Annotated in this window: 22 protein-coding genes and 1 other RNA gene; 11 read left to right on the plus strand and 12 right to left on the minus strand. The window is 65.8% G+C overall.

The window, feature by feature from the left end; all coding sequences use genetic code 11:
- Positions 1-9 precede the first annotated feature (9 nt).
- The 5 genes from F9929_RS00340 to F9929_RS00360 all read right to left on the minus strand — a co-directional run bounded on the left by F9929_RS00340 (position 10) and on the right by F9929_RS00360 (position 7,015).
- A complete protein-coding gene (locus F9929_RS00340) occupies positions 10-1,131 on the minus strand; it encodes an ABC transporter permease (protein ID WP_152045173.1) in 1,122 nt (373 codons plus the stop codon).
- A gap of 96 nt (positions 1,132-1,227) precedes the next feature.
- On the minus strand, positions 1,228-2,319 hold the full coding sequence (locus F9929_RS00345) for a microcin C ABC transporter permease YejB (protein ID WP_152044545.1): 1,092 nt from the start codon (positions 2,317-2,319) through the stop codon (positions 1,228-1,230).
- A gap of 47 nt (positions 2,320-2,366) precedes the next feature.
- Complete coding sequence (locus tag F9929_RS00350) at positions 2,367-4,244, minus strand: extracellular solute-binding protein (protein WP_235918914.1); 1,878 nt, start codon at positions 4,242-4,244, stop codon at positions 2,367-2,369.
- Positions 4,241-6,169 carry an extracellular solute-binding protein gene (locus tag F9929_RS00355; RefSeq protein WP_152044546.1) on the minus strand — a complete coding sequence of 643 codons (1,929 nt, stop codon included), beginning with the start codon at positions 6,167-6,169 and terminating at the stop codon, positions 4,241-4,243. Before F9929_RS00355 ends, F9929_RS00350 begins: the two co-directional genes overlap by 4 nt.
- 132 nt (positions 6,170-6,301) lie before the next feature.
- On the minus strand, positions 6,302-7,015 hold the full coding sequence (locus F9929_RS00360) for a c-type cytochrome (protein ID WP_152044547.1): 714 nt from the start codon (positions 7,013-7,015) through the stop codon (positions 6,302-6,304).
- A 172-nt stretch (positions 7,016-7,187) separates the two neighbouring features.
- Between F9929_RS00360 and F9929_RS00365 the strand changes: the two genes are divergently transcribed.
- Together F9929_RS00365 and F9929_RS00370 are read left to right on the plus strand one after the other, a co-directional pair.
- Positions 7,188-7,928 carry a 3-deoxy-manno-octulosonate cytidylyltransferase gene (locus tag F9929_RS00365; protein WP_152044548.1) on the plus strand — a complete coding sequence of 247 codons (741 nt, stop codon included), beginning with the start codon at positions 7,188-7,190 and terminating at the stop codon, positions 7,926-7,928.
- Positions 7,925-8,863 carry a prephenate dehydratase gene (locus tag F9929_RS00370; protein WP_152044549.1) on the plus strand — a complete coding sequence of 313 codons (939 nt, stop codon included), beginning with the start codon at positions 7,925-7,927 and terminating at the stop codon, positions 8,861-8,863. The genes F9929_RS00365 and F9929_RS00370 overlap by 4 nt, the downstream gene beginning before the upstream one ends.
- A 4-nt stretch (positions 8,864-8,867) precedes the next feature.
- Here F9929_RS00370 and nudC read toward each other — a convergent pair whose 3' ends face one another.
- Positions 8,868-9,761 (minus strand): NAD(+) diphosphatase, encoded by an 894-nt coding sequence (gene nudC, locus F9929_RS00375; RefSeq protein WP_152044550.1) that lies wholly within the window; start codon positions 9,759-9,761, stop codon positions 8,868-8,870.
- A complete protein-coding gene (locus tag F9929_RS00380) occupies positions 9,758-10,171 on the minus strand; it encodes an HIT domain-containing protein (protein ID WP_152044551.1) in 414 nt (137 codons plus the stop codon). The genes nudC and F9929_RS00380 overlap by 4 nt, the downstream gene beginning before the upstream one ends.
- Before the next feature lie 135 nt (positions 10,172-10,306).
- Here F9929_RS00380 and ffs point away from each other — a divergent pair.
- Positions 10,307-10,403: signal recognition particle sRNA small type (gene ffs / locus F9929_RS00385), an RNA gene on the plus strand.
- 43 nt (positions 10,404-10,446) lie between these two features.
- Here ffs and F9929_RS00390 read toward each other — a convergent pair.
- Entirely contained in the window at positions 10,447-11,049 is a 603-nt protein-coding gene (locus F9929_RS00390) for a methyltransferase family protein (protein ID WP_152044552.1), read from the minus strand.
- Between the two features lie 199 nt (positions 11,050-11,248).
- Here F9929_RS00390 and F9929_RS00395 point away from each other — a divergent pair, with 199 nt between their 5' ends.
- The 4 genes from F9929_RS00395 (at position 11,249) to F9929_RS00410 (ending at position 15,671) form a co-directional block, all read left to right on the plus strand.
- The gene (locus tag F9929_RS00395) at positions 11,249-13,126 is read left to right on the plus strand and encodes a DNA polymerase III subunit gamma/tau (protein ID WP_152044553.1); all 1,878 of its coding nucleotides are present in this window, start codon (positions 11,249-11,251) and stop codon (positions 13,124-13,126) included.
- A gap of 15 nt (positions 13,127-13,141) precedes the next feature.
- Entirely contained in the window at positions 13,142-13,465 is a 324-nt protein-coding gene (locus F9929_RS00400) for a YbaB/EbfC family nucleoid-associated protein (protein ID WP_152044554.1), read from the plus strand.
- 10 nt (positions 13,466-13,475) lie between these two features.
- Positions 13,476-14,081 carry a recombination mediator RecR gene (gene recR / locus F9929_RS00405; protein ID WP_152044555.1) on the plus strand — a complete coding sequence of 202 codons (606 nt, stop codon included), beginning with the start codon at positions 13,476-13,478 and terminating at the stop codon, positions 14,079-14,081.
- Between the two features lie 81 nt (positions 14,082-14,162).
- Positions 14,163-15,671: a type II toxin-antitoxin system ParD family antitoxin gene (locus F9929_RS00410; RefSeq protein ID WP_193227556.1), complete on the plus strand. Its 1,509-nt coding sequence runs from the start codon at positions 14,163-14,165 to the stop codon at positions 15,669-15,671.
- 36 nt (positions 15,672-15,707) lie between these two features.
- On the opposite strand, the gene F9929_RS00415 is transcribed toward F9929_RS00410, so the two are convergent.
- Both F9929_RS00415 and F9929_RS00420 read right to left on the minus strand, forming a co-directional pair.
- Positions 15,708-17,735 (minus strand): PhoX family protein, encoded by a 2,028-nt coding sequence (locus tag F9929_RS00415; RefSeq protein WP_152044557.1) that lies wholly within the window; start codon positions 17,733-17,735, stop codon positions 15,708-15,710.
- 135 nt (positions 17,736-17,870) lie between these two features.
- Positions 17,871-19,373, minus strand: a complete 1,503-nt coding sequence (locus tag F9929_RS00420) for a serine protease (RefSeq protein ID WP_152044558.1) — start codon at positions 19,371-19,373, stop codon at positions 17,871-17,873.
- A 194-nt stretch (positions 19,374-19,567) separates the two neighbouring features.
- Here F9929_RS00420 and def point away from each other — a divergent pair, with 194 nt between their 5' ends.
- The 4 genes from def (at position 19,568) to F9929_RS00440 (ending at position 23,258) form a co-directional block, all read left to right on the plus strand.
- Entirely contained in the window at positions 19,568-20,080 is a 513-nt protein-coding gene (gene def / locus F9929_RS00425) for a peptide deformylase (protein ID WP_152045175.1), read from the plus strand.
- Between the two features lie 37 nt (positions 20,081-20,117).
- Positions 20,118-21,068, plus strand: a complete 951-nt coding sequence (gene fmt / locus F9929_RS00430) for a methionyl-tRNA formyltransferase (protein ID WP_152045176.1) — start codon at positions 20,118-20,120, stop codon at positions 21,066-21,068.
- The gene (gene truA, locus F9929_RS00435) at positions 21,055-21,882 is read left to right on the plus strand and encodes a tRNA pseudouridine(38-40) synthase TruA (protein ID WP_152044559.1); all 828 of its coding nucleotides are present in this window, start codon (positions 21,055-21,057) and stop codon (positions 21,880-21,882) included. Before fmt ends, truA begins: the two co-directional genes overlap by 14 nt.
- 155 nt (positions 21,883-22,037) lie before the next feature.
- Positions 22,038-23,258, plus strand: a complete 1,221-nt coding sequence (locus F9929_RS00440) for an MFS transporter (RefSeq protein WP_235918984.1) — start codon at positions 22,038-22,040, stop codon at positions 23,256-23,258.
- A 196-nt stretch (positions 23,259-23,454) separates the two neighbouring features.
- Here the strand turns inward: F9929_RS00440 and F9929_RS00445 are convergent, their stop codons facing one another.
- Both F9929_RS00445 and dapE read right to left on the minus strand, forming a co-directional pair.
- A complete protein-coding gene (locus F9929_RS00445) occupies positions 23,455-24,090 on the minus strand; it encodes a hypothetical protein (RefSeq protein ID WP_152044560.1) in 636 nt (211 codons plus the stop codon).
- Positions 24,050-25,252: a succinyl-diaminopimelate desuccinylase gene (gene dapE, locus F9929_RS00450; RefSeq protein WP_152045178.1), complete on the minus strand. Its 1,203-nt coding sequence runs from the start codon at positions 25,250-25,252 to the stop codon at positions 24,050-24,052. The genes F9929_RS00445 and dapE overlap by 41 nt, the downstream gene beginning before the upstream one ends.
- Positions 25,253-25,331 lie beyond the last annotated feature (79 nt).

Genomic DNA, 25,331 nt, shown 5'->3' on the forward strand with positions numbered 1-25,331 from the left:
GCCGTCACCTTACCTGAACGTCTTCCTCGGGTCGAAGGCGTCGCGCACGGCTTCGCCGACGAAAACGAGAAGCGACAGCATCAAAGATAGGACGAGGAAACCGGAAATGCCGAGCCAGGGGGCGGTCTGGTTGTTCTTGCCCTGCTGAAGGAGTTCGCCCAGCGACGGCGAGCCGGGCGGCAGGCCGAAACCGAGGAAGTCGAGCGAGGTCAGCGTCGTGATCGAGCCGTTGAGGATGAAGGGCAGGAAGGTCAGCGTCGCCACCATCGCGTTCGGCAGGAGGTGGCGGACGATGATCGTGCGGTCCTTGACGCCCAGCGCGCGCGCCGCGTTCACATATTCGAAGTTGCGCGCCCTGAGGAACTCCGCCCTGACCACGCCGACGAAGGACACCCAGGAGAACAGAAGCATGATGCCGAGGAGAATCCAGAAGCCCGGCGGCAGGATCGAGGCGATGATGAGAAGCACGAAGAGCGTCGGGATGGATGACCAGATTTCGATGAAGCGCTGGAAGATGAGGTCGGTCCAGCCGCCGAAATAGCCTTGCACCGCCCCGGCCGACACGCCGACGAGCGCGGAGAAGAAGGTGAGCACCAGGCCGAACAGAACCGAGATGCGGAAGCCGTAGATGATGCGGGCGAGGACGTCGCGCGCCTGATCGTCGGTGCCGAGCCAGTTCCAATTGCCGATCGTGCAGTTCACGTCCGAAACGCCGTTCGGGTACTTCGCGCAGCGGTCCTCTTTCGACAGGAGCCACCAGGGCGGGGAAGGGGCGTTGGTCGGGATCTCGTTGTTGACGGTCCGATAGGAATAGCGGATCGGCGGCCAGATCATCCAACCGTTCGCGCCGACTTCCTCCTGGATGAAGGGGTCGCGATAGTTCGTGGTCGGCAGGAAGCCGCCGAACGTTTCCTCCGGGTAGTCGGTCACGAGCGGGTAGTAGAACTCGCCCTTGTACTGGACGAGAAGCGGCCGGTCGTTGGCGATGCCTTCGGCGAAGAGAGTCACTACGAACAGGACGGCGAAGATCCAGAAGGCCCAGAGTCCGCGCCGGTTCGCCTTGAAGTTCTCCAGCCGCCGCCGGTTGAGCGGCGACAGGCGTGAACGCGTGACCATGGCGGACGGAGCCATCTGCGCGGTGCCGGCCGTGTCGATGGTGCGATCCTCGCGCGCTTCGATCGGCGCGGGGACGGTTTCACGGGTGTCGGGTTCGGGACGATCCATGGCTCAGACCCGCCGGCTTTCGAAATCGATGCGCGGATCGATCCAGGTGTAGGTGAGGTCGGACAGGAGCGAGGTCAAAAGGCCGATCAGGGAGAAGATGTAGAGGGTCGCGAAGACCACCGGATAATCGCGCTTGTAGACGCTGTCGAAGCCCAGCAACCCCAGGCCGTCGAGCGAGAAGATCGTCTCGATCAGGAGCGAGCCGGTGAAGAAGGCCGAGATGAAGGCGCTCGGGAAGCCGGCGATGACGATCAGCATGGCGTTGCGGAAGACGTGGCCGTAAAGGACGCGCCGCTCCGAGAGGCCCTTGGCGCGCGCCGTCACCACATATTGCTTTCGGATCTCATCGAGAAACGAGTTCTTCGTCAGAAGCGTCGTGGTGGCGAAGGCCGACAGGGACATCGCGATGAGGGGCAGCGTCAGGTGCCAGAAATAGTCGAGGATGCGCTCTGGCCACGAAAGTTGCGCCCAGTTGTCGGAGGTGAGGCCCGACAGGGGAAACCAGTCGTAGAAGGAACCGCCGGCGAAGAGGACGATGAGAAGGACGCCGAACAGGAAGCCCGGCACGGCATAGGCGACGATCACGACCGCCGAGGTCCAGACGTCGAAGACGCTGCCGTCCTTCACCGCCTTGCGGATGCCGAGCGGGATCGAGATGCCGTAGGAAAGAAGCGTGATCCAGAGCCCCAGCGAGATCGAGACCGGCATCTTTTCGACGATGAGGTCGATCACGGAAACCGAGCGGAAATAGCTTTCGCCGAAATCGAAGCGTAGGTAGTTCCAGATCATCAGGCCGAAGCGTTCCAGCGGCGGCTTGTCGAAGCCGAACTGCTGTTCGAGCTTGGCGATGAAGGCGGGGTCGAGTCCCTGCGCGCCGCGATAGCCGGACGCCTCGCCGCTGCCGTTCTGGCCCCCGAAATCACCCGCCCCGCCGCCGACGCGGTCGGCCGCGCCGCCGCCCTGGCCGGAAAGGTTGGCGATCACCTGTTCCACCGGCCCGCCGGGCGCGAACTGGATCACCACGAAGGAAATCGCCATGATGCCGAAAAGCGTCGGGATCATCAGGAGAAGGCGTCGGAGGATATAGGCGCCCATGAACCTCTTTCGGTCGCAGCTTTAAAGGCTTCGTCGGATCGTTCGGGTTAAGCCCGCCCGATCGCCTTGGCCTTCGCTTCGTCGTACCACCAGAGCGACTCCACCGGAAAGGCATAATCCGGCTTCGTCGGCGCGAAGCCGAACATGTCCCAATGGGCGACGCGGTGAACGCCGGCATTGATGTTCGGCAGATAATCGAGGCGGGCGCGAAGCACGCGGTCGAGGCAGCGCATGGCGCTCGTGTACGTAGCGCGATCCTTCGCCGCGCCGACGATCTCGACAAGCGCGTCGACGCCCTCGTCCCCCATGCCGGCGAAATTGTAGGAGCCCGGAACGTCGCGCTGTTTCGAGCCGAAGAAGAGCTCGAGGCTCTGGCGCGTCGGCGTCGCCGTCAGGGAAAAGGCGATCAGCATCATGTCGTAGTCGAACCGGTTGCGCCGGTCCTGGTATTGCGCGTCGTCCACGAGCCGGAAGGAAGCGTCCACGCCGATGCGGCGCAGCGTTTCGAAGAACTTGGCGTAGACCCGCTGCTGCTCGGTGCCGTTGATCAGGAATTCGAGCGTGAAGGCCTCGCCCTTCTCGTTCATGAGGCGGCCGTTCTTTTGCGTCCAGCCGGCCTCGTTGAAAAGGCGCACGGCTTCGCGCAGGAGCTTCCTGTCGTTGCCCGAACGGTCGGAGACCGGCTGCACCCAGACCTCGCCGAAAACCTCGTCCGGCACCTTGCCGCGCAAGGGCTCGAGCACCGCCAGCTCTTCCGGCGAAGGCTTGCCCTCGGCTTTGTAGACCGAGCCCTCGAAGGGCGAATCCGAATGGTCGCGCAGATTGAAGAGAAGGTTGGCGTTCGTCCATTCGAAGTCGAAGCACATGTTGATCGCGCGGCGCACGCGCGTATCGCGGAAGCGCTCCCGCCGCTGGTTCAGCGCCCAGCACTGGAAGCGCGGGCGCTTTTCTTCCGGGAATTCGGTCTTGAGGACACGGCGTTCGCGCACGGCGGGAAAATCGTATTCGGTCGCCCAGCTCCGCGTCGTGAATTCCTCGCGATAAGTGATCTGGCCCTTCTTGAAGGCTTCCAGCGCCGGCTGCCGGTCGCGGAAGAAGTCGATCCGCAGCGTGCCGAAATGATCGAGGCCGCGCGCGAAGGGCAGGTCCCTCGCCCAGTAATCCTCGCGTCGCTCGTATTCGATGAAGCGGCCGGTCTCGAAGCGCTTGATCTTGTAACGCCCGCTGCCGGGAATCTCGGTCAGGCCCGTGCGCTCGAACTCGCGGGAAGCGAAGAAGGCTTTAGGGACGATGAGGATGCTGCCCAAGGCTTCCAGAACCTCGACGGGCGTTTGGCGGCCTGAAAAAACGAGGCGCACGGTGCGTTCGTCCTCGGCAACAGCCTCCGTCAAAGGCCGCAGCGTGATGGCGAGGCTCGGATGCCCTTTGTCCTTCATGGTGAGGTACGAGAAGACGACATCCTCGGCCGTGACTTTCGCGCCGGTGGAGAAAGTCGCTTCGGGCCTGAGCGTCAGGGTGTACGAGTTGCGATCAGCGGAGATCGAGACGCTTTGCGCCAACGCGCCGTAGATCGCGTCGGGCTCGTCCAGCGCCGAGGTCATCAGCGTGTCGTAGAGCTTCTCCATCCGGGGCGGCGCGTTGCCCTGGAGAACGAAGGTGTTCAGCGTGTCGAAGGTCTGCGGGTTCTGGTTGCCGATCCAGTAGGCGACGTCGAGATGCATCGCCCCGCCGGCTGGGGCGTCCGGGTTGGCGTAGCCGAAATGGGTGAAGTCGGCCGCGTATTTCAGGTCGCCGAAGGCCGACAAGCCGTGGACCGGCGTGTCGGTCGGGGTTTGCGCGAACAGCACCTTCGGCAAGGCCGCCGCGCCGCCGGCCGCCAGCATCATCTGCCCGAAGCGGCGGCGCGAAAAAAGGAGGGCGCTCACGTGCGCGGTGCCGGGATTTTGGCGGCCTTGGCTTCGTCGTACCACCAGAGCGCCGGCCAGCCGATGGAATATTCCGGCAGTTTTTCCGGGTGCGAGAAGCGGTCCCAAAGCGCGATCCGCGCATCCACGCCGACATAGCTCGGGATCATGTACTGGTTGGCGAGAAGCACGCGGTCGAGGGCCTTGGTGGCGGCAACGAGCGTGTCGCGATCCTTGGCCTGCACGACATTGGTGATGAGCTGATCAACGGCCGTGTTCTTGATGCCGGCATAGTTCTGCGAAGCGGCCTGATCGGCGGCGCCCGAACTCCAGTAGTCGTATTGCTCGTTGCCGGGCGAAAGCGACTGAGCGAGGCCGGTATAGATCATGTCGTATTCGCGGGCGCGGATGCGGTTGATGTATTGCGAGGGATCGACCGGTCGGATCGTCATCTCGATGCCGATGCGCTTCAGGCTCTGCTGGTACTGGCCGACCATGCCGCCGAGCGTGTCGCCGTTGAGGATGATCTCGAAGGCGAAGGGCGCGTCGGTCTGGGCATTCACCAGCCGCCCGCCCTTCTGCTCCCAGCCCGCTTCCTTCAGGAGTTGCACGGCCCGGCGCAGGTTGTCGCGAATCTTGGTGTTGTCGCCGCCGACCGGATTTTCGTAAGGCGCGGTGAAGACGCTGTCGGGAATCTTGCCCTTCAACGGCTCCAGAAAGGCCAGTTCCTGCCCCTCGGGCACGCCGGACGAGGCCAGATCGGAGTTGAAGAAGAAGGAATTCGGCCGCTTGTACTCGCCATAGAACAGCGTCCGCTGCATCGTCTCGAAGTCGAGCGCGTAGTTCATGGCCTGACGCACGCGCAGGTCCTGGAACAAGGGTCTGCGCAGGTTCGGAACGAAGCCGATCATCAGTCCGGCCGTTCGATAGGGGTTCTCGTAACGCTCCTTTTTCACGAAGCCGTCGCGCACCGCCGGAAAGTCGTAGGCCGTCGCCCAGCGCGAGGCCCGCAACTCGAACCAGTAGTCGAACTGGTTGGCCTTGAAGGCTTCGAAGGCCACCGAGTCGTCGCGGAAATAAACGTACTCGATCCGATCGACATTGTTCTGGCCGACATTCACCGGCAGATCGGCGCCCCAGTAATCCTCCACGCGCTCGAAGACGATGCCGCGGCCGGCATTCACCGAGGCGACCTTGTAGGGACCCGAGCCGAGCGGCGGCTCCAGCGTGGTCTCGCTGATCGAGCGCTGCCGGCCGTTCGCGTCCGTGCCCGTCCACCAGTGCTTCGGCAGGACGATGAGCTGACCGACGATGTTGGGCAGTTCGCGATTGTTCTTCTCGTCGAAGGTGAAGGTCACCTCGCGCTCGCCCGTTTGCGCGGCCGAGGCGACGTGGCGGTAGTAGAAGCCCTGGCTCGGGTTCAGTTCTTTAAGCTGCGTGAAGCTCCAAACGACGTCTTCGGGCGTCACCGGCTTGCCGTCGTGCCATCTGGCCTGCGGATGAAGGCGGTAGGTCACGGAGGAATAGTCCTCGGGATAGGAAACCCCGTCCGCCAGAAGGCCGTATTCGGTCGACACCTCGTCTTCGGAGGCCTTCATCAACGTGTCGAAGGGGAGGCCGATGCCGGCGCCGGGATCGCCCTTGGAGAGGATCGGGTTCAAGGTGTCGAAGGAGCCGGTCTCGCTGAGCCGGATCGATCCGCCCTTCGGCGCCTGCGCGTTGACATAGTCGAAGCGCTCGAAGCCGGCAGCGTATTTCGGCTCGCCGATGAGACTGAGCCCGGTGCGCCATTGCCGGGTCGCGGCGGCTTCCGGCGCGGCCGGCTGGATCGGCGCTTTTTCCGCCGCGCTTGGCGCGGCGTCTTCGGCAAAGGCGAGGCGCGGGGCGAGAACGAGGCTCGCTCCGCCAAGAAGGACATGGCGGCGGGACGGCAGGAAGTTCGTCAACGGGCTCTCCGGGTCGGTTGGGGCACGTCAGACGGATTTTGTGGCCATCCTTCGGCAAGCCAAGGCGATAAACGAAAGTTTAGGTTCCGCAAACGCTTCGCTGCCGCCGTGACGGCCCGGTGACGCCCGCCCTCAAGGAGCGGGAGCGGGGGCCGGCGGCGTGGAAGGCTGGGCCGGGGTCGCGCCGGTGCCGGCGGCGGGCGCCTGCGGCTGGCTGTCCTCGCCTGGATTGGTCGTGGCGCCTGCCGGAGCTTCCGGAGCCGGCGCGCCGCCTTCGGGCGCAGGCGCGGCTTCGGCGGTGGGCAGGGCCTTCGGGCTGTCCGACAGGGTGCGCAGATAAGCGAGGAGGTCGCCGCGATCCTTGTCGTTCTTGATGCCCGCAAAGCCCATGGCCGTGCCCTTCACGGTGTCCTTGGGGCCGTGAATGAAGTGGTTCAGCTTGTCCCAGTCCCACTTGCCGTCGCCTTCCGCGGCGTAGGCCTTCATACCCGCCGAATAGGCAAAGCCCTCGTGGGTGGCGATCGGCCGCTCCACCAGATCCCAAAGGTCGGGGCCGACCTTGTTGGGGCCGCCCTTTTCGCCGGAATGGCAGGCCTGGCACTTCTTGAACTGGGCAAGACCGGCATCGGCATTGGCGCTGGCGAGCAACTGGGCGACGGGCGTCACCTCGTTGGAAGCGCCGCCGGTGGCCGCGGCAGCCGGCGTCGCGGCGCCTTCGATCGCATAGCCCGGCTTTTCGGGGAGTTCGGAATGGAACCATCCTTCCGCGAGAAGGCTGCCGCCGAACAGAACGAAAACGACCCCGAGCACCGCGCCGAAGATCTTGTTCGCCTCGAATGAGTTCATGGAAACGCCGTCTCCCGTCGGCCGACGGCAGAAGTCTCGCGGGAGACCCATCCGTCTTGTCTTGGCAACCTCGCCGGAACCCCTGTATGGAAGCCCCGCCGCGGCCTGTTTTGGCATCGCCTCCGCGATCATTCAATCCGTAGTCTGGTATTCTTCCAAAAACGATTGCTTCATGACCGCCCTTGTTCTCATTCCCGCCCGCTACGCCTCGACGCGCCTGCCCGCCAAACCGCTCGCCGATATCGCCGGCAAGCCCATGATCCTGCGCGTCACTGAACGCGCGGCGGCCGCCGCCATCGGCCGCGTCGTGGTGGCGACGGACACCGAGGAGATCGCGGACGTGGTGCGCCAAGCGGGCTTCGAGGCGGTGATGACGAAGGTCGAGCACCAGTCCGGCTCCGACCGCATCTTCGAAGCGCTGCAGGCCGTCGATCCTCGCGGCGAGGCGGAAACGGTGGTCAACGTACAGGGCGATCTGCCGACCATCGAGCCGGAACTGATTCGCGAAGCGCTCGAACCCTTCACTGAACCTTCCTGCGATATCGCGACGCTTTGCGTGGAGATCGTGGCCGAAGGGGAGAAGACGAACCCCAATGTCGTGAAGCTCGTCGGCTCGGCCATCGGACCGCGTTCGCTTCGCGCGCTTTACTTTACGCGGGCCACCGCCCCCTGGGGCGACGGGCCCTTGTTCCACCATGTCGGCCTTTATGCCTATCGCCGCGCCGCGCTGGAGCGCTTCGTCGCGCTCGGTCCCTCGACGCTGGAGCGGCGCGAGAAGCTGGAGCAGCTTCGCGCGCTGGAAGCCGGGATGCGGATCGACGCCCGGATTGTAAAGGCCGTGCCGCTCGGCGTCGACGCGCCGGAAGATCTGGAGCGCGCCAGAGCCCTTTACGCATCGGGAGCCGTGCGATGAACGCGCCATTGCCGAGAATCGCCTTCCAGGGCGAGCCGGGCGCCAATTCCGACATGGCCTGTCGCACCGTCTTCGGCGATGCGATGCAGCCCTTGCCCTGCCCCTCCTTCGACGACGCCTTCGCGGCGGTGAAAAGCGGCGAAGCGAGCCACGCGATGATTCCCATCGAGAACACGCTGGCGGGCCGCGTCGCCGACATCCATCGCCTGATGCCCGATTCGGGGCTGCAGATCGTCGGCGAATATTTCATGCCGATCCATTTCCAGCTCATGGTGAAGCGCGGAACGCCGCGTTCCGCGATCCGCAGCGTCCACAGCCATGTCCACGCCATCGGCCAATGCCGCGACTTCATCCGCCGCAACGGCTGGAAGGCCGTGATCGCCGGCGATACGGCCGGCGCGGCGCGCGAGGTCTCGCAAGGGTCCGATGCGAGCCAGGCGGCGCTCGCGCCCGAGCTTGCCGCCGAACTCTACGGCCTCGACATCCTGGAGCGGAACGTCGAGGATTCGGAAAGCAACGTCACGCGCTTCGTGATCCTGCGCGATCCGGACCGGGTGGACCTGTCCGATCCCGACGAGCGGCGCTTGAGCCTTTGGACGGCGCGCGATCCCCATGCCGCCGCCAACGGGCGCGCTTATCTCAGCCGCGACGTGGTGACGACCTTCGTGTTTCGCGTGCGCAACATTCCGGCCGCCCTTTACAAGGCGCTCGGTGGCTTCGCCACGAACGGCATCAACATGACGAAGCTCGAAAGCTACCAGATCGGCGGCACCTTCGCGGCGACCCTGTTCTATGCCGATATCGAGGGCCATCCGCACGATCCGGCGGTGGCGCGGGCCTTGGAAGAACTGCGCTTCTTTTCGGCCGAGTTCCGAAACCTCGGCGTCTACCGCGCCGCGCCCGACCGCCACGCGCTTTTGACGGCGGCGGAATAAGGCTTCAGCCGACCTCGCCTAATGCGAAGGCGCGGGTGAGGTGGTGAGCGATGGCGAAGGGTTTGGGAAGCGTCAGCCCTTGCGGGTGGCGCTCTTCCAGCATGGCCACGACTTCCTCGCGCGTGAACCACCGGCAATCTTCGAGTTCGGCATGGTCGAAGGTGATCTCGCTCGTCAGGGCTTCCCCGACGCAGCCGATCATCAGGGAACCTGGGAACGGCCAGGGCTGCGAGGAATGGTAGGCGACCCCACCGACCTCGATGCCCGCTTCTTCTTTCGTTTCGCGCCGGACGGCGGCTTCCAGCGTTTCGCCGGACTCCACGAAGCCGGCGAGGCACGACCACATCAGCGGCGCGAAATGCGCGCCCCGGCCGAGAAGCGCGCGGCCCTTCCCGTCATGCACGAGCATGATCGCGACCGGGTCGGTGCGCGGGAAATGCGCTTCGCCGCAGGACGTGCAGCGCCGCCGGTAGCCGGCAGCCTCCGCGACCGTTTCGCCGCCGCAAACGCCGCAGAAGCGCGTCCGGCGGTGCCAGTTCAAAAGATGCTCGCCCTGGCCGAGACGGCCTTCGAGTTCCGGATCGATCCCGTCCGTGGATGCCAGTGCCCGCAGGCCCGTGGCGTCCGTTCCGGTCGGCGCTTCCCCCGCCACGCGCATCACCACCGTCGGCGCGCCGTCCGCATCGAAGCCGAGCAGCGTTGCGTCCTTGGCGTCCATCGCTTCGGCCTCGGTGCGCGCGAAGGCGAAGGTGCCGTTTCGCGACAGCCAGCCGGCCGGCCCCAGAAGGTGGATGCGTGCGTCGAACCGCGCCAGAGCCTCTTCCAGCGTTTCCTCGGTTCGCGTTTCGCCGCCCCGCCAAAGGCTGTTGGCGGCAAAGCCCATGCGCGGCACCGTCATGATGCCATCACCTCGGCTTCGAGTTCCGCGATGAAGCGTTGCAGCGCTTCCTCCTCGTAGGGCTCGCGCGTGCCGAAACCCCAGACCGGCCCCGGCCAGTTCGCGTCCTCCGCTTTCCGGGCGACGATATGAAGGTGGAACATCGACACGATATTGCCGAGGGTGCCGATGTTCAGCTTGTCGGCCCGCGTCACGCGCTTCATCGCCTTGGCGACGAGCGAGGTCTCGAAGGTCAGCATGGTCTGGTCGAGCGGCGACAGGTCGTGGAATTCCACGATGTCCTGGCGCTTGGGGATCAGGATCGCCCAGGGCCAGCGGGCGTCGTTCATCACCCGGAGGTCGCAGAGCCCGAGGGGCACTACGGGAAGCGTGTCGTTCTCGAGGCGTGGGTCCAGCGCGAAGCGTCGCATTCTGTCTCGATCGGTCGGAAAAACGTTCGGGCCTAACTAGAGCGGTTCTCCAGAAAGGGGACGCCTGATTCTTCGCAGCATTCTAAATTCGCGGCCTCCTTGCAATCGGCGGGCGGAAGAGCGATATGAGCGATGGGAGGTTGGTGGTGGACGAGCCACTCGCCAACCGGGTCAGGTCCGGAAGGAAGCAGCCCCAACGAGCACGGCACGGGTCATCGTGCCAGCCTCCCACCCCTTTTCTCTTCGACCGAGCTTCGAGCTCTCCGTTCTCCACCTCAATAAAGGTGGAGATAGATCGCGATCGTGCCGTGATCCTGAAGATATTCCACGAATTCGAAGGCGGGGATCGACACGAAGAAGACGAGGCCGTCGGTCAGGGTTCGATAGATCCGGCTGGTGGTCACCTGCAAAGTTCCGGCGTCCCGAAATAGGGAAGGGTTCGGCCAGAAGCGCGGCACGCGCGAGACGTAGCTTGCATAAGGCGCGCCGAAGACGCCGCCGAGATAGGTTTCCTCCCGGCGGATCACCGGCTGGAACGCCGCCGCGCACCCCATCGCGAACAAGACCGCGATGGCGAGGGACCCGGTTTGCGCCCCCATGCCTGCCGCCGCGACGGTGGAGAAAAGATAAAGCGGATTGCGCGTCACCGAATAGGGACCGATATCCACGATCTCCGCCGCTTTCCGGCCCCCGATATAAAGGGTGCACCAGATGCGGCCGGCGATCCCCGCTGCGATCAGGCAAAGGCCGATCGTCTCGATCTCTTCGTGGATCTCCTCGCTCCAGGCTGATCCGACGCAAAGAAGAGCGGCGAAGGCGAGAAGAATGCCTGCCCCAAGCACGAAGCGGCGAATGCGCTGGAACTGGCTGAGCGTCATCGCGAATCACCCGGCGCCCCGATGGCGCGTCTTTCTCTCCTCCTTTTCGCTCAAGCGCGGCGACTTCATGGCGCAACCAAGTATCGCTGATCGGGGCGCCCGGGAGGTTCCGCTCGTCGCACCGATGTTCTAGGACTGAACGCGAACCGCGACGGCCGCTCATCGGCCATCGCCCCAAAGGATGCTCGTGTGATCGCGAATGGATGACGGCAAGGTCGCGGAAGGGGAAGCGAAGGGGCAGCCCTATCGCGTTCTGGCGCGCAAATATCGCCCGACGAGCTTCGACGACCTGATCGGCCAGGAGCCGACCGTCAGAACCCTCACCAACGCCTTCGAAACGGGCCGCATCGCGCAGGCCTGGATGCTGACCGGCGTGCGCGGGGTGGGCAAGACGACGACGGCGCGCATTCTGGCCCGTGCCCTGAACTACCGCACCGCGACGATCGACAAGCCTACCATCCACATGCGCGAGGAAGGGATCGACGACCGCGCCATCATGGAAGGGCGGCATGTCGACGTGGTGGAAATGGACGCCGCTTCCCATACCGGCATCGACGACATCCGCGAGATCATCGCGCAGGTGCGCTACCGCCCCGTGTCCGCGCGCTACAAGGTCTATATCGTGGACGAGGTGCACATGCTCTCGACCCAGGCCTTCAACGGTCTCCTGAAGACCCTGGAAGAACCGCCCGAGCACGTGAAATTCGTGTTCGCCACCACCGAAATCCGCAAGGTCCCAATCACCGTCCTGTCGCGCTGCCAGCGTTTCGATCTGCGCCGCATCGAGGCGGGCACCTTGATGGCGCATCTGAAGCGCATCGCGGACGCGGAAGACGTGTCCGTGGAGGACGAGGCGCTGCGGCTCGTCGCCAGAGCTGCCGAAGGCTCGGCGCGCGACGCCCTGTCGCTCATGGATCAGGCGATCGCCCACGGTGCGGGCCGGATCGAAGCGGACGCCGTGCGCGCCATGCTGGGACTCGCCGACCGGACGCGCGTGATCGACCTTTTCGAGCACCTGATGCGCGGCAATGCGAGCGCCGCGCTCGCCGAGTTCCGCGAGCAATACGCGGTCGGGGCCGATCCTGTCGTGGTTCTGTCGGACCTTGCCGACTTCGCCCATCTCGTGTCGTCGTTGCGCTTCGTGCCCGACCAGGCGAAGGACGCGACCTTGTCTCCGGCCGAGGCGACACGCGGCCTCGAAATGTCGCAAAGCCTGTCGGTGCGCGCCCTGTCCCAGGTCTGGCAGATGCTGCTGCGCGCCATCGAGGAAGCGCGCCAGGCCGCTTCGCCCCGGCAGGCCGCTGAAATGGCGATGATCCGCATCGCCTATGCGGCCGACCTTCCCGGTCCCGGCGATCTCGCGCGCCTCGTGCGCTCCGGCGACCTGTCGAGCCTGCCGCCCCCGCCGCCCGCCGCCTCGAATGGCGGCGAGGGCCCACGCGATCCGGCGCCCCGCATGCGCGACTTCGGTTCGTCGGCCGCCACGGCGGTCGCGGCGCAGCCCGCGCCGAGCCCGAGCCCCAGCCCCGTTTCGGCCCCCCGCCTGTCGATCGCCACGCGGTCTGACGCCCCGCCCGTTCGCGCGCCCGCGCCGCAGCCGGCGGCCGAGACCGCGCCGGCCATCCGCTCGCTCGCCGACCTCGTGGCGCTCGCCGAGGAAAAGCGCGATTCCTTGATGCGCATTCATCTCCGCCGTTCCGTGCGGCCCTTGCGGATCGAGGACGGACATCTGGAATTCGCCCTGACCGACGGAGCGCCCCGCACCCTGCCGGGCGATCTTCAGAAGCGGCTTCTCGACTGGACGGGCAAGCGCTGGGTCGTGTCCATCGCTCCGTCCGGCGGCGACCCGACGCTGGAGGAACAGGAATCCTCGCGCCGCCTGTCGCTCGTCTCGGACGCCGAGCTCGACCCGGAGGTCGCGGCAATCCTGAAGGCCGCGCCGGGCGCGAAGGTGATCGACGTGCGCCTGCGCGAAGGGTTGCTCGCCGCCGATCAGGCCGCCGCCGAAGCCATTCCCGTCAGCGCGGATGCCGCGGAACTTGCGGCCGATCCCTCGCTTCTTCCCGACGACGATTGAACAAGGACCGCCTCGATGAAGGACATCATGGGCCTGATGAAGCAGGCCAAAGCCATGCAGGAAAAGATGCAGGGGCTCCAACAGGAGATCGCCGACGTGTCCGCCACCGGCCAGTCCGGCGGGGGGCTGGTGCAGGTCGTTCTCAACGGGCGCAACGAACTCGCCTCCTTGAAGATCGATCCCTCGCTTCTGAAGCCCGAGGAAGGCGATATTCTGGAGGATCTGATCGTCGCCGCGCACAACGATGCCAGGACCAAGCTGGAAGTGCAGATCGCGGAAAAAACGCAGGCGCTCACTGCTGGCCTGCCCCTACCGCCCGGCATGAAGTTCCCCTTCTAAGAGTTCCCGCATGGCAAAGCCCATCGCCGGGCCGGAGATCGAGCGGCTGATCCAGCTTCTCGCCAAGCTTCCCGGCCTCGGCCCCCGTTCGGCCCGGCGCGCGACCCTTCACCTCGTCAAGCGCAAGGAGCAGCTCCTGTCGCCCTTGACGGAGGCGATGGACCGCGCGCTGAACAGCGTCCTCGTTTGCTCCAATTGCGGCAATATCGACACGCGCGATCCTTGCACGATCTGCGCCGATCACGGGCGCGACCAGTCCACCGTGGTGGTGGTGGAGGACGTTTCCGACCTTTGGGCCCTGGAGCGCGCGAAAGCCCTGAACGCGGCCTATCATGTGCTGGGCGGCGTCCTGTCGCCTTTGGAAGGCGTCGGGCCGGAGGACCTCACCATCCGCCGCCTCGTGGAGCGCGTGGCGGAAGGCGGCATCAAGGAGATCATCATCGCGGTCAACGCCACCGTCGAGGGGCAGACGACAGCGCATTACATCATCGACCAGCTCGCCGGCTTCGATGTCCGCATCACCCGCCTCGCGCACGGCGTGCCGGTCGGGGGCGAGCTCGATTATCTCGACGAAGGCACACTGTCGGCCGCGATGCGGGCGCGGACGGCGTTCTAAACACGCTGCGCTTTTGGCGGGGTCCCGTCCTCTGATAGGATCGGCTCACGCAAGGATCGGAGCAGTCTGATGGGAATTAGCGTGAGCAACCATCGCGAGAGCATTGTCGATGAGCTCATGCGGAACGGCCGTTATTCTTCCGCCAGCGAGGTCGTGGAAGAAGGCCTGCGTCTCGTGGAAGAGCAGGAGAAGAAGCTGCAATGGCTGCGCTCCAAGATCAACAAGGCGATCAATGAAGGCGAGACTCTTCCGAAGCGGATATCCGGGTCACGCTTGATGCGGCAGCCGAGGAACTGCGGCGCGAAGGATGCTGAAATCCATCAGGTTCCGGCCTTTGTTCTCCTGAACCGTAGGAACACCCGCTTGTTATCCCGGATCGCTCTCGCGTTCGCCGCTACCGTCGTGCTTGCCGCACCTGCTTCCGCTCAGACCGCTTCGCCCGAAGCCTCCTTTCGCCGCTTTCTCGACACCGACATCTGGCCGGCGGCTAAAGCGCGGGGTGTGCCGCGCGGGGTGTTCGATGAGGCGTTCCGGGGCGTGAAGCCGAACCTGAAACTGCCCGATCTCGTTCTGCCCGGCGAGAAGCCGAAGATCGAGGAGAAATCGAGCCAGGCAGAGTTCCGCGATCCCGCCGCTTATTTCGACGACAAGTCGCTGACGAGGCTTGCCGCCAAGGGCCGGACGCTTCTGGCGGACAACCGCGCGACTCTCGCCACGGTGGAGCGCCGTTACGGCGTTCCCGCGCCGATCCTCCTGGCCATCTGGGCCAAGGAGTCGAATTTCGGCGCGGCCAAGATCCCCTACGACGCCTTCGAAGTGCTCGGCACCAAGGCTTGGGCCTCACGGCGCAAGGAGATGTTCCGCGAGGAGCTTCTGGCGGCCCTCGACATCGTGGCGGACGGGCATCTGAAGGTCTCCGAGATGCGCTCGTCCTGGGCCGGTGCGCTCGGTCAGCCGCAATTCATGCCGTCGAAGTTCAAGGACTATGCGGTGGATTTCGACGGCGACGGGCGGCGCGATATCTGGCGCTCCACCCCCGACACGCTCGCCTCCATCGCCCATTACCTGCAGGCTTCCGGCTGGCAGGCGGGGCGGGGCTGGGGTGCCGAGGCAAGCGTGCCCGCCTCCCTGTCCTGCACGGGCGAGGGACCGGACAAGGGCCGGCCAGTGTCCGATCTGGCGAAGGCCGGCGCTGCTTCCATCTCGAAGGCGGGTTTCGGCAAGCCGGATGCCAAGGCGCATCTGATGATGCCGGCGGGCCGGATGGGGCCGGCCTTCGTCGCGACCCCCAACTTCTACACGATCAAGGTCTACAACAATTCCGACCTCTACGCCCTGTTCATCGGGCAGCTCGCCGACCGGATCGCGGGAACGGGCGGCGCTTTCAAGACGCCGTGGCGCACGGCCGATGGGCTGTCGCGGGGGCAGACGGCGCGGCTTCAAGAGAAGCTGATCGCCAAGGGTTACGATGTCGGAGGCGCGGACGGCTTTCCCGGCTTCAAGACGCGACGCTCCATCGGCGAAGCGGAGCGCACGCTCGGAATGCCGGAAACCTGCTGGCCGAACGCGGCGCTCGCTTCGAAGCTTTGAGAAGGCGAGGGCGGCCGAAGCCGCCCATCGTTGTCGTCAGGCCATGCCGATCTTGCCGCCGCCCTGGCGGGTGATCGCCACCACTGACGGCCGCGTCGGCATGTTCGGCTGGAAGTCCGGCCAGCGCGTGGACAGGTCCTCGTAATAGGAGATGCGGCCGAAGCCTTCCCAGTCGTCGCCGCCATCGCCCGGATGCTGAACCGCGACGAAAGCCGTTGCCATGTCGGGAAGAAGCAGAGGCCCGCACATCTCGGCCCCGACGGGCACGCGGAAGAAGAGCTTGGAGGTGCCGCGCGCCGCGCCTTCCGTATCCACCGCCCAAAGCCCGTCCGTGCGGCCCGTGCCCTTGGGCGAATTGCCGTCCGTCGAGACCCAGAGACGCCCTTCCGTATCCACCGCGCAATTGTCCGGCATGCCGAACCAGCCGTTCTTCGTGGTCTCGGTCGAGAAGGTCGCGCCGACTTCCGCAACAGCGGGATCGCCGCATTTCAGAAGCACCTCCCAGCGCCCCTTCGTGGCGGTGAAATCGCCCTCGTTCTCGCTGATCTCGATGATGTGGCCGAAGGCGTTGGTGGCACGCGGATTGGCGGCGTCGACCTGATCGGGCTTGCGCCGCGTGTTGTTGGTCAGCATCACGTAGACGCGGCCGTTGGTGCCGTTCGGCTGGATATCTTCCGGCCGGTCCATCTTGGTGGCGCCGAGGAGATCGCCGGCCCGGCGCGTTTCGATCACGACATCCGCTTGGCTGCGGAAGCCGTTTTCCGCCGTCAGCGGGCCTTGCCCGAAGATCAGCGGCAGCCATTCCATGCCGCCGTCCTCGGCGAACTTGGCGACGTAGAGCGTGCCGTCGTCGAGAAGGTCCATGTTGGCGGCGCGGTTCTGCGGGTCGAACCGGCCGGCCGTCACGAACTTGTAGACATAGTCGAAGCGCTCGTCGTCGCCGAGATAGAAGACGACGCGGCCATCCTTGGCGACGATCGATTCGGCCCCTTCGTGCTTGAAGCGGCCGAGCGCCGTGCGCTTCTTCGGCACGGAATTCGGATCGTCCACGTCGACTTCCACGATCCAGCCGAAGCGGTTGGCTTCGTTCGGTTCCTTGGAAACATCGAAGCGCTCGTGGAACCCGCCCCAGGCATAGGTGCCTTCGGGAAGCCCCAGGCGCTTGTAGTTGGCGGCTTCGGGATGGTTCTCCGGCAGCTTGCCGGTGAAGTAGCCGTGGATGTTCTCCTCGGCCATGATGTAGGTGCCCCAGGGCGTGACGCCGCCGGCGCAGTTGTTGATCGTGCCGAAGACCTTCGTGCCCGTCGCGTCGGCATTGGTCTTCAGGCGCTCGTGCCCGGCCGCCGGGCCGGTCAGCATCATTTCCGTCGAGGCGGTGATGCGGCGGTTCTTCGCCCCGTCCTTCACCACCTGCCACTTGCCGTCGGCCTTGCGGATTTCGACCACCGTGCCGCCATGGGCGGCCATCTCGATGTCGACGCGCTTTCGGTCGGCGGGCGTGACCTCCATCTTCTGGGTCATCTTGCCCGGATCGTCCTTGTCGGCCTCCTCGACCAGCTTGACGATGCCCGGAAACATCAGGTGCTCGTTGGTATATTCGTGATTGACCACGAGCAGGCCGTGCTCGCTCGATCCGTCGATCGGGATGAAGCCGACATAATCGTTGTTGTAGCCGAACTGCCGGGCCTGAGCCTCCGGCGACTGGTTGGCCGGGTCGAATTCAGGGGAGTCGGGAAAAAGCGCGTCGCCCCAGCGCAGGATCACGTCGGCGTCGTAGCCCTCGGCGACATGGTGCTTGTCGTCGACGCCGGCCGCCACCTCGGTGAAGGAGAAGCGCGAAGCGGCAGTTTCTTCCGCCTTTGCCTCGTCCGCCGCCAGAAGCGCCAGCGGGCTGACGGTCGCCGCGATGGCGGTCGCGGCGAGCGATCCGCGCAGGAAATGGCGGCGCGAGAAGCGCGCCGAGATGATCTCGCCCATGGTGGAATTGGCGGTTTCGTTGTGACCGTCCGTATCCGCTTCTTCCAGTTGGCTCGTCCTGAAAGCTGCTCCGATCGTTCCGGTCATATGTGTCCCCTTGCCAGATTGGAATGTTTCCAACCGGGCAGCTAACGGGACGAGGTCACAGCGTCATGACAGAAAACCGACATGGGACACCCATGCCGGTCATCTCGGTTTCACGTCGCGGTGAGGGGCGAGTGATCAGCCTTCTTTTTCGCCGAGGCACAGAACCGGCAGAACCGAGTCCTGCACCTTGGCCGTGGTGTCCGCCACGCTGCCGAAATCCTTGGAGGACTTGGCCGAGGTGTAGGCGATGCCATTGGCCTTCAGAAAGGCGCTGGTGGTGTCGGGACGGATGGCGAAGTTGATCGACTGCGGGATGTCGCCGGTGGCGTCGGCGATCGCGATGGCGTCGAGCTTGGCAGTGACGACGCCGACGACGCGGCCGGTGAGATCGACCAGCGGGCCTCCAGAATTGCCGGGCTGCACGGGAGCCGAAATCTGCAGATAGCGCGCATCGTTGGACAGGCCGCGCAGCGAGGAAACGTTGCCGCGCGTGACGTTCAGGCTGTCGGCGAGGATGGAGCGCAGCGGAAAGCCGAGGGCGAGGATGTCTTCGCCCAGACGCGGCATCCCGTCGGCGATCGGCAACGGCGCCCCGAGCTTGGCGCCGACATGCACGGCGGCGATGTCGTTGGCTTCGTCCACGATGACCTTGTCGGCGAGACCCTTGTCGCCGACCATCACGGCCTTGCAGGAGCCCGCCACATGGGCGTTGGTGAGCACCCAACCGTCGCTGGACACGACGAAGCCGGAACCCGACGAGCCGACATCACCGGCGCCCGGGGTAGCTTTGCTTTCGCCTTCGGGCGTCGCGCGGGCGTCGAGAAGAGCATGGAAGCGGCGGGCCGGCTCTTCGCCGGTCGAGACCGGAGCGGTCTGGGCACGGCCGAGACCGGCCGTCACCACCGGCTCTTCCACAGCCGGGATATCCGGGTCGAAGAGGTTGGTCGCGACGACGGCATAGGTGGCGATGTGGTCGGCCACCATCGGATCATAGGAAACGCCGAAGCCGCGAACGTCGCCTTCGACACCCTTGAAGCGCATCACGTAGGGGCGGCCCGACTCGACGCCGGTGATGGTGAAGCCGTCGTCCGAGCGAATTTCGGAGGTGACGCTGCGCGTGGCGCTCGGGGAAGCCAGCATGGCATGGACGGTGTCGAGATTGCCGTCCGCGCCGGTCATGCGAACCGTCTCGATCTCGATGGCGCCGTCGGCGGAACGCCACACCCGTCCGATCGGCGTGCGCCCGCCGTCGGCCACCGCCGACATCGGCAGGGCGACGCGAAGACCCGTCACCCCATCGTCCACGAGCGCGAAGCCGAGGGCCTCGCGGGTCGTGTCGCTTTCGCTGACGAGCTGCTTCAGGAAGGGCTCGCTGATGATGCCGTTGGCTTCCATGCCGTGGCGGGCCTGGAAGTCCCGGACGGCGCGAAGGCTGCGTGCATCGACATCGCCCGAGAAGTCGCCGGCATAGTCGCCGGTCCAGGCGAGACGCATCTGCAGGCCCACGCGGAAGTCGCGATCGGTCTGGTGATTATAGGCTTCCGACAGGTCGGAAGCGTGGGCATGACCCAGCGTCAGCGCCAGAGGAGCGGACGCAAAAAGAAAGGCAGCGGCAACTGCTCTGACCGACCGCAACATGCGCGGCTCCGAAATATCCGATTGACTTGATCATGAACGAAACAAAGGGGAATTCGATCCATCGTAATATTTACTTGTTGATAACAATTCCGTCAGGCACCCAATCGGCTGGACTCGATTCAAAGGCGACATAGGCTTGATTCGCCCATTTGCCTTCGATTGACCCCGACTTCGCCAGCGATTACCTCACCGCCATGGCCATCAAACCCCTTGTCATTCTGCCCGATCCCATCCTGCGCAAGGTTTCCGAACCCGTGGAACGCGTCGACGACGCGCTGAAGCGGTTTGCCGACGACATGCTGGAAACCATGTACGACGCGCCGGGCATCGGCCTCGCCGCGATCCAGGTGGGCGAGCCGGTGCGGATGCTGGTGATCGATGTCGCCGGCGAGGACGAGGAAAAGCGTCCGCAGGTCTTCCTGAACCCGGAAATTCTTCATCACTCGGACGAGCTATCCACCTACGAGGAAGGCTGCCTGTCGATCCCCGACTATTACGCGGAAGTCGAGCGGCCGGGACGCGTTTCAGTGCGCTATCTGGGCCTCGACGGAAAAACGCACGAGCTCGAAGCCGACGGCATTCTCGCCACCTGCCTCCAGCACGAGATGGATCATCTGAACGGCGTCCTGTTCATCGACCACATCTCCAAGCTGAAGCGCGACATGGTGATCAAGAAGTTCACCAAGGCCGCGCGCCGGGCCGGCTGACGGGCATCGGGAAAGGCTTGGCGTGAGACTGGTCTTCATGGGCACCCCCGCTTTTTCGGTGCCGACATTGCAACGGCTGGTGGGGGACGGGCACGAGATCGCGCGCGTCTACACCCAGCCCCCGCGCGCGGCCGGACGGCGCGGCCTCGCACCGACCCCTTCGCCGGTGGAGGTGGAAGCGCGCCGGCTTGGACTGGAGGTGCGCTCCCTCCAATCCTTCAAGCGCCAGCCCGAGGAGATCGAGCGTCTCGCCGATCTTCGTGCCGATCTCGGCGTCGTGGTGGCCTTCGGGATGCTTCTGCCGCAGGATGCGCTCGATGCGCCGCGCCTCGGCTGCCTCAACGGCCATGCCTCGCTTCTGCCGCGCTGGCGCGGGGCGGCGCCCATCCAGCGCGCGGTGGAAGCCGGCGATCCCGAAACGGGGACCATGGTGATGCGGATGGAAGCCGGGCTCGACACCGGCCCGGTGGCCGTGACGCGCCAAACGCCGATCGGCCCGTCGGATACGTCCGGCGATCTCCACGACCGCCTGGCGCTTCTGACCGCCGAGGCGATGTCGGAGGCTCTGGCGCAACTGGACGAAGGGACGCTCTCCTTCGAGGATCAGGCGAGTATCGCCGCGCGAACGGGGCGCGACACGCTCTATGCCCGCAAGATCGAGAAGAACGAGATGCCGGTGGACTTTTCCGGCGAGGGCAGGGTGGTCGCCGTCCGCATCAACGCCTTCTCGCCCTTTCCCGGCGCCTGGACCACGATGGATCTCGGCAACGGGCCGGAGCGCGTGAAGCTCCTGCGCGCTGTGGCCGAAAAGGGGTCGGGGGAAGCCGGAACGGTTCTGGACGACCGCCTTCTCGTCGCCTGCGGATCGGGGGCGTTGCGCCTTCTCGACGTGCAGCGGGCCGGCGGGCGGGCGATGCAGGCGGGCGATTTCGCGCGCGGGGCAGGGTTGAGGGCCGGCATGCGGATCGGCGCCGATGCCGCGCTATAGGCTGATCGTCGAATATGACGGCAGCCCCTATGCCGGCTGGCAGCGCCAAGCGAACGGGCCGTCCGTGCAGGGCGCGCTGGAAGCGGCGGTGGAAGCCTTCAGCGGCGAGAAGGTCACCGTCTTCGGCGCCGGGCGCACCGATGCCGGCGTCCACGCGACGGGACAGGTCGCCCATGTGGATCTCCAAACGGACTGGCGGCCGGACACGGTGCGCGACGCGATGAACGCCCATCTGCGCGACGAGCGTGTGGCGGTGATCGACGCCGCCCCCGCCGCCCCCGATTTCGACGCGCGCTTTTCGGCCACGCGCCGCCATTACATCTATCGCATTCTCGACCGGCGCTCGCCGGCAGCCCTTCTCGCCGGCCATGTCTGGTGGGTGTCGCGCCGGCTCGACGTCGAGGCGATGGACCGGGCCGCCAAGCGCCTCGTCGGAACTCACGACTTTTCCACCTTCCGCGCGGCCAACTGCCAGGCGAAGAGCCCGATCCGCACCCTCGACCGGCTGGATGTCATGCGCGGGCTCGACGGCGGGGTGGAGATCGTCGCCTCGGCGCGCTCCTTCCTGCACAACCAGATCCGCTCCTTCGCCGGCTCCTTGAAGCTCGTCGGCGAGAATCGCTGGACGGACGACGAGCTGACGGCGGCTTTGGAGTCCCGCGACCGCAAGCGCTGCGGGCCGGTGGCACCGCCCGGCGGGCTTTACTTCGTCGGGGTGGAATACGGGGCTGGCGCGGAGCTTGGCCCGCCCCGATCACTTCTGCCGACATATTCGATCACGTCCTTGGCAGAGCCGGACACGGGGCGTAGTTAAGGCGTCATATCGCAATGCAATAGGCGAGATGCCGGCAGCGGACGGGAGGTCGCAGTCGGCTCGACCGGTGTTTTCGAACTGAGAACGCCGGGCGGTTTCTCGCGCGCATCCTTCGGAGTCTCCCGGTGAGCGAAGCCATCAATATCGAGCGCGTCCTGCCCACCGATCTGAGGGTGCGGCCGGTGCCGCGCCGCACGGCCTTCGCCGCGACGCTGGCGCTCGCCGTCGGGGCCTTCGGCATCGGCACGGGCGAATTCGCCATCATGGGCCTTCTGCCGGACGCCGCGCGCGATCTGTCCGTGACGACGCCGGAGGCCGGCCACCTCATCAGCGCCTACGCTTTCGGCGTGGTGGTCGGCGCACCGGTGATCGCGATCCTTTCCGCCAAGCTCGCGCGCCGCACGCTGCTTCTGTCCTTGATGCTCGCCTTCGCGCTCGCCAATCTCGCCAGCGCCTTTGCGCCGGGCTACGCGTCCATGACGCTGGTGCGCTTCGTTGCCGGCCTGCCGCATGGCGCTTATTTCGGCGTCGCCGCCCTTGTGGCCGCGTCCATGGCCGGCCCGGCCCGGCGCGCGCAGGCGGTGGGCTACGTCACGCTGGGCCTCACCGTCGCCACGCTCGTCGGAACGCCGGTGACGGCGGCGCTCGGCCAGTTCTTCGGCTGGCGCTCGATGTTCGTCCTGTGCGGGGCCATCGGCGCGATGGCGATGCTGCTGCTCTGGGTGCTGGTGCCAGCCGACAAGCCGCAGGAAGGGGCGAGCGCGCTGCGCGAACTCGGCGCCTTTGGCCGGCGTCAGGTCTGGTTGACGCTTCTTCTGGCGGCGGTCGGTTTCGGCGGCATGTTCTCCGTCTTCAGCTATATCGCCTCCACCGCGACGGTGGTCGCCGGGATGCCGGTGGATTTCGTGCCCGTGATCCTCGCCATCTTCGGCACCGGCATGGTGGCCGGCAACATCATCGGCTCGTGGCTTGCCGACCGCTCGCTGATGGGCACGCTGGCAGGGATGCTGATCTTCAACATCGTCAATCTCGCGATCTTCGCGATGACGGCCCAAAGCCCGACCATGCTTGGAATCTGCGTCTTCTTCGTCGGCTTCGGCGTGGCGGTCGGCCCGGCTGTGCAAACCCGGCTGATGGATGTGGCCGGCGACGCGCAGACGCTCGCCGCCGCGTCCATGCACTCAGCCTTCAACTGCGCCAACGCGCTCGGCGCGTGGCTCGGCGGCGTCGCGATCTCGCTCGGCTACGGCTATGCCTCCACCGGCTGGGTGGGCGCGGCGCTGGGCGTCGTCGGTCTCGGCGTCTTCGCCCTGTCCTGGCTCGACGACCAGCGCTCCGCCGCCGCCCGCCGGGAAGACGCCTGCGCCTGCGCTTGAGTTAAAGCGCCTAACAAAACCTCGCGGGGTCGGCTGGCCGTGTCTTTCCGTCGCCCGCTTCGTTGCCTCGGGGCGAGCCACTTGTCTCGCCCGCCCTCCGGGCCGCCGATGCCGCCGGCATCGACTGCGTTTGGCGCCTTGCGAGGCAACGAAAATCCTCCGGCCATCCTCCGCCCGGAGGTATTGTTAGACGCTCTCAGATCAGCGACAGGCCGGTGAGGTCGCTCATCAGACCGTAGCTGAAGACGGACGCGATCATCATCAGGAGCGTGATGGCGACGGCTGCCTTGAGGTCGTTGCCGAGCGACACCGAGATCAGCCGCACCATGAAGGCGAGGGCGGCGAGCGAGGCGATCACCGCGATCGTGGTTGCCGCTTGCGCCCCGCCGGTGGCGAGCACCAGAAGCTCCACCGGCATCATGATCCAGGCCAGAAACGCGTTGCCCCAGTTCGTCGCGACGACGAGCGGCACGATCTTGCGCTGGAGGCCGATCCACTTGGCGAGCGCCATCAGAAGAATGACCGGCACGATCCAGGCCAACACGTCGGCGAGCGCGTGGGCCGTGTAGATCAAAGCCGCGCCGGTATCGGCGACCGGCGCTTCGCGTTGGACGCCCTCGAACTCGATCCACGACAGGGCCATCGGCGGGAGGGCCACGAGAATCGCGAAGAACGAGGTCCAGAAGCCGTCGGCCGAAAGGTCAAGACGCCGCAGCCCTTCGCTGCGGCCGGCCATCATCTGGAACGTGCCCCGGAAGTAGTCGAGGATCTCGGAAAGGCTGGGCGTCGATTCAGGCGTGAGCCGCGAACCATCGGGTGATGAAGAGGTCATAGATCTCCGTCAGCGTCTCGAGGTCGGAGAGGGCGACCCTTTCATTGGCCATATGCATGGTGCGCCCGACAAGCCCGAATTCGACCACAGGACAATAATCCTTAATGAACCGGGCATCGGATGTGCCGCCGGAGGTGGAGAGTTCGGGGCGTCGTCCCGTCACCTTTGCCACCGCGTCGCCGAGAATGCCGACCAGCGTGTCGTCGCGCGTCAGGAAGACTTCCGACGGGCGCTCGCGCCATTCCACGCGGTACGCGATGGGCTCTTCGCGGCCGGGGCGCAGGCGCGTGTTCCCGGCTGCTTCCTCCAGACGCCGCAGGATCTCCGCTTCCAAGCCCTCCGGCGTCCATTCGTCGTTGAAGCGCACGTTGAACGAGGCTGCAGCGCGCGCCGGAATGACGTTGAAGGACGCGTTGCCGCCGGCATCCAGCATGGTCACTTCGAGATTGGAGGCCTGGAAGCGCTCGTTTCCGGCATCGAGCGGCTGAGCCAGAAGCGCGTCGATGAGCGTTGCGAGGCCGCGCACCGGGTTCTCGGCGAGATGGGGATAGGCGACGTGGCCCTGCCGCCCCGTCACCGTCACCGTGCCGGATAGGGAACCCCTGCGGCCGATCTTGATCATGTCGCCGAGCGCGTTCGGATTGGTCGGCTCGCCGACGAGGCAGGCGTCGAAGCGCGCGCCCTTCTCCTTTGCATAAGCGAGGAGCTTTTCCGTGCCGTTCACCGCCGGCCCTTCCTCGTCGCCGGTGATGAGAAGCGACACCGTGCCGGGCAGGCGCCCTTCGCGCCGGTGGATGCGAGCGAGAGCGGCGACGAAGCAGGCGATGCCGCCTTTCATGTCCACGGCGCCGCGCCCGAAGAGCTCGCCATTCTCCACCGCTGCCGCAAAAGGCGGATGGCGCCAGTCCGATTCGGGGCCGGGCGGCACCACGTCGGTGTGGCCGGCGAAGGCCAGATGCGGCCCGTTTTCCCCAGAAGAGGCGAGAAGATTCTCAACATCCGGTGTACCGCTTTGCGAAAAAACCAGGCGTTCGACCCGAAAGCCGAGCGGAATCAGCATGTTTTCCAACTCGCTGAGGGCCCCCCCTTCCGCCGGGGTCACCGACGGGCAGCGGATCAAACGGGCGAGAATCGCGGCGGGACTTGCGTCGAACTGGTGCATGGCTTGCCCGTAGCAGTCCCGATCGGCGGCGGCGAGACGTGAAATAGTTGCCAAAAGGTTTCACTTCGTTACAGGTTGT

It is taken from the genome of Aureimonas psammosilenae (genome assembly GCF_009176975.1).
In the GTDB taxonomy this organism is placed as follows: Bacteria; Pseudomonadota; Alphaproteobacteria; order Rhizobiales; family Rhizobiaceae; genus Plantimonas; species Plantimonas psammosilenae.